A 3572-nucleotide genomic window follows, 5' to 3' on the forward strand; every position below is an offset into this window, starting at 1 on the left:
CCGCCATTCTCCTGATTGATGACGTTGGTATTCCCCACCTCGGCAAAGAGCTCATACCGCCCCTTGGTGTAGGAGCCGAAGATACGGTACGTAAGCGACTGCGAGGCGGTGTTATTGTAAACCCCATTGGCCTTGTCTATCTCAGCCTCACCGCCGAGATTGACATTGGGACCAAGGTTTGTCGTAAAGAGGGCATGGAGAAGTTGCTCCAGCTCATTGGATCCGCCCAGCTTCTGCACACTGAGGAATGTGTAGGGAACCTTTGTGTCGAAGTACCTCGCCATGGTCCCTCTCCGGAGGAGGTGGAAGTAGGGCGCCAGGTAGTAGAAGTCTCCCCACTGGTCGATCGGCTGATCGAAGTAGACCTTAGACTGATAGGGCCCTGCATAAGTGCCTAAGTAGCTCTCTGCGATGCTCCTGCCCTCGATGTGCTCCCGTCGGAACGAATTGAGCTTGAGGGTATCAAGGGGTGCCGGTCTTAGGTCTCCCGTGCGACCGGTCAGATAGTAACTCTCGAGCGTCCCATGCCGATCGGCATCGGTGTCGTCATTGAGCAATGAGTCCGGGGCGATGATACGGTCCCGAAGTTGCTTGTCTATGTCGATCTGTCCCAGTGCCTTTCCGCGGGAGAGGAGCAGCAGGCAGCAGACTGCAAGGGTATGTAAGAGGCTCCTCCGGTTCATCTCGTAAGACGGTTGCCAAAGGTGAGAGCTCTCTTTGAGTGGAGAGCTAGCTCTTCATTGAGCACTCCTCCTCTCACCACCGGAGCTCCATTGAGTATCGTCCCGACCACGCTGGTGTGGAAGGTCTCTCCCTCGAAGGGACTCCAGCCGCACTTGCTCCGGATCACCTCCTTCGTCACTGTGGTACTCTGATGAGGGTCTACCAGCACCAGATCGGCATAGTAGCCCTTACGGATAAATCCTCGCTCCTCGATGCCGTAGAGTAGGGCGGGATTGTGCGCCATGTACTCCACAACCCGCTCGATCGGGAAGACTCCCTCGTGGACAAGCTCCAGCATAAGGGGTAGGGAAAACTGCACCAGCGGTCCACCGCTCTTGGCACCGAGTGCGCCACCCACCTTCTCTTCCGGCAGGTGGGGAGAGTGGTCAGTCGAAACCACATCGACGAGACTGCTATTAATGGCGGATCTCAGGGCAGCTCGGTCGTGTTCAGTCTTGATGGCGGGATTCCACTTTACCCTTGCCCCAAGTCGCTCGTAGTCCTTGTCAGTAAACCAGAGGTAGTGCACGCAGACCTCACCGGTGATCCGCTTGCTCCTAAATCCCTCTGCAGTACGAGGCTTCAGCAGTGACAGCTCGTCCTCCGTGGAGAGGTGGAGAATATGAAGTCTCGCCCCTGTCTCCTCCGCCATGGCAACCGCTCGCCTACTGCACTCATAGCACGCCTCGCGACTCCTGATGAGGGGATGAAACTTTACCTCCGGGTCGTCTCCGTATAGTGCTGTATACTTCGCCTTATTGGCCCGGATGATTCCCTCATCCTCGCTATGGATGCAGATCAGTGTAGGACACTCAGCAAAGATCCGTCGGAGTGTCTCCGGAGCGTCGACCAGCATATTGCCGGTGCTGGAGCCCATAAAGACCTTCACCCCCGGGGTGTGCTTCAGATCAAGCCTTGAGAGCAGGTCGACATTCTCATTCGTAGCGCCGAACATAAAGGAGTAATTCCCCATCGACTCCTCCTCGGCGCGTCTCATCTTATCCTCCCAGGTCTCCAGTGTGATGGTCTGCGGGAGGGTATTGGGCATCTCCGCATAGGAGGTGACCCCTCCCAGTAGAGCAGCACCGCTCTCTGAGGTGATCGAGCCCTTGGCGGTCAGTCCCGGCTCCCGAAAGTGGACATGCATATCGATTACTCCCGGCAGACAGAGCAGCCCCTCCGCCTCGATGGTCTCGTCGGCAGAGGGTAGGGGCTCATCCTCGCGGACGATATCCGTGATGCGCTCCCCAGTGATGAGGATAGAGCCGCGGAAGGACTCGCCCTCATTGACGATCTCAGCGTTGTGGATCAGTAGTCTCTTCTCGTCTCTTCTCATATCCTGTAGTCTTGGGTATCTTATGGGTGAGTGACCAGTAGCGCATCTTCAGCACACCGAAAAAGGCTTCGCCAAAGATCCCGGAGCTCATCTTGCTGACACCAAGTCGCCTATTTACGAAGATGATCGGCACCTCCTGTATCTTGAAGCCACAGAGCGTCGCGGTGTACTTCATCTCGATCTGGAAGGCGTACCCCTTGAAGTGGATCTTGTCCAGGTCGATCGTCCGAAGCACCTCGGCTCGGTAGCAGACAAAGCCGGCTGTGGCGTCATAAACCTTCATCCCCGTGACCGTACGGACGTAGAGGGAGGCGAAGTAGCTCATCAGCACACGACCGAGGGGCCAATTGACCACATTGATCCCGGTCAGGTACCTCGACCCCACCGCCACGTCAGCCCCTCCGCTGTGGCACGCCTCATAGAGCTTAGGGAGAGACTTGGGGTCGTGGCTAAAGTCGGCATCCATCTCCAGGATGTAGTCGTAGTCGTGCTTGAGAGCCCACTTGAAGCCGGCAATGTAGGCTGTCCCCAGTCCCTGCTTACCGCTGCGGCTGAGCAGGAAGACCCGACCCGGCTGCTCCTCCGCAATCTTGGTAACCTCGGCACCGGTGCCATCGGGCGATCCATCGTCCACGACGAGGATGTCGAAGGAGGGATCGCTCAGCTCCAGTACCGCAGCCGTGATGGCGCGGATATTCTCTATCTCATTATAGGTAGGTATGATGACCAGCTGACGAGTCATAGTTTATTCTCTTTATCAGTGTGACTGAGGGCAAAAAACGTATAGGCGACGAAGACTGTGCCTATGACAAAGAAGAGGATCCACATGCTCCTGCCCTCGACGGCGGAGCCCCCGGCGATCATATACATGGCAGCGCCGAGGAAGTTCATCCGCATCAGTCGCTTGGCACGTACGCCGAGGTTACTCACTCGGCGAGCATCGGCGATGTGGCTGATGATGATCAGGAGTCCGCCTCCGAAGAGGGTCCAGCCGCCAACCAGGGGAAGCCATATATGGAGGATGGCTCCGAGGGCGCAGGCAATCAAGCCGACCGGGTAGAGGCTGCTGCTGATGGTATTGTGCGGTCCCTTCTGACCGCCACTCTGTAGGTCTGTCATTACTTTTTGTCCGGGTCTGTGAGCAAGTAGAGATCCTCGTCCTCCTCCTTCATCAGATAGCGCTCTCTTGCGTACTTTTCGAGCATGTCACGCTTGTACTTGATCTCGTCGAGGTGCTTCTGAGACTTCTTGATCTCATCCTTATAATACTGATACTCCTCTTGCTTCTCCTTCAGCTGCCGGGAGGTCTTGATCTGAGACCAGATGCTGTGCTGGCCCGGCACCACCAGTACAACCGCAAATAGACCAGTCATGAGGAAGAGAGGATTAACCTTGCTCAGGAAGTCTCTCACCCTCTGCCAAAAATCCCTTACTGACATAATTGTAGTCCGATAAAAGAGCCGATCAAGTTCAGTGAATGTAGTACTAACTGACTACAAATGTACTAAATAAT

At 55.9% G+C, this 3572-nt stretch carries 5 protein-coding genes; all 5 read right to left on the reverse strand.

Annotation, left to right across the window (positions count from 1 at the left end):
- Window positions 1–683 (reverse strand): putative porin (locus Q0F21_RS06345; protein ID WP_363282709.1); only part of this gene is annotated, 683 nt, incomplete at its 3' end.
- On the reverse strand, window positions 680–2059 hold the full coding sequence (locus Q0F21_RS06350) for a dihydroorotase (RefSeq protein WP_297238409.1): 1380 nt from the start codon (window positions 2057–2059) through the stop codon (window positions 680–682). The genes Q0F21_RS06350 and Q0F21_RS06345, both read right to left, overlap by 4 nt.
- Window positions 2019–2801: a polyprenol monophosphomannose synthase gene (locus Q0F21_RS06355; RefSeq protein ID WP_297238410.1), complete on the reverse strand. Its 783-nt coding sequence runs from the start codon at window positions 2799–2801 to the stop codon at window positions 2019–2021. The genes Q0F21_RS06350 and Q0F21_RS06355 overlap by 41 nt, the downstream gene beginning before the upstream one ends.
- The gene (locus Q0F21_RS06360) at window positions 2798–3178 is read right to left on the reverse strand and encodes a hypothetical protein (protein WP_297238412.1); all 381 of its coding nucleotides are present in this window, start codon (window positions 3176–3178) and stop codon (window positions 2798–2800) included. The genes Q0F21_RS06355 and Q0F21_RS06360 overlap by 4 nt, the downstream gene beginning before the upstream one ends.
- Window positions 3178–3498 carry a septum formation initiator family protein gene (locus tag Q0F21_RS06365; RefSeq protein ID WP_038973856.1) on the reverse strand — a complete coding sequence of 107 codons (321 nt, stop codon included), beginning with the start codon at window positions 3496–3498 and terminating at the stop codon, window positions 3178–3180. Before Q0F21_RS06365 ends, Q0F21_RS06360 begins: the two co-directional genes overlap by 1 nt.
- Between the last annotated feature and the right edge of the window lie 74 nt (window positions 3499–3572).

Origin of the sequence: uncultured Porphyromonas sp. (assembly GCF_934359325.1) — a bacterium.
Taxonomy (GTDB): domain Bacteria; phylum Bacteroidota; class Bacteroidia; order Bacteroidales; family Porphyromonadaceae; genus Porphyromonas_A.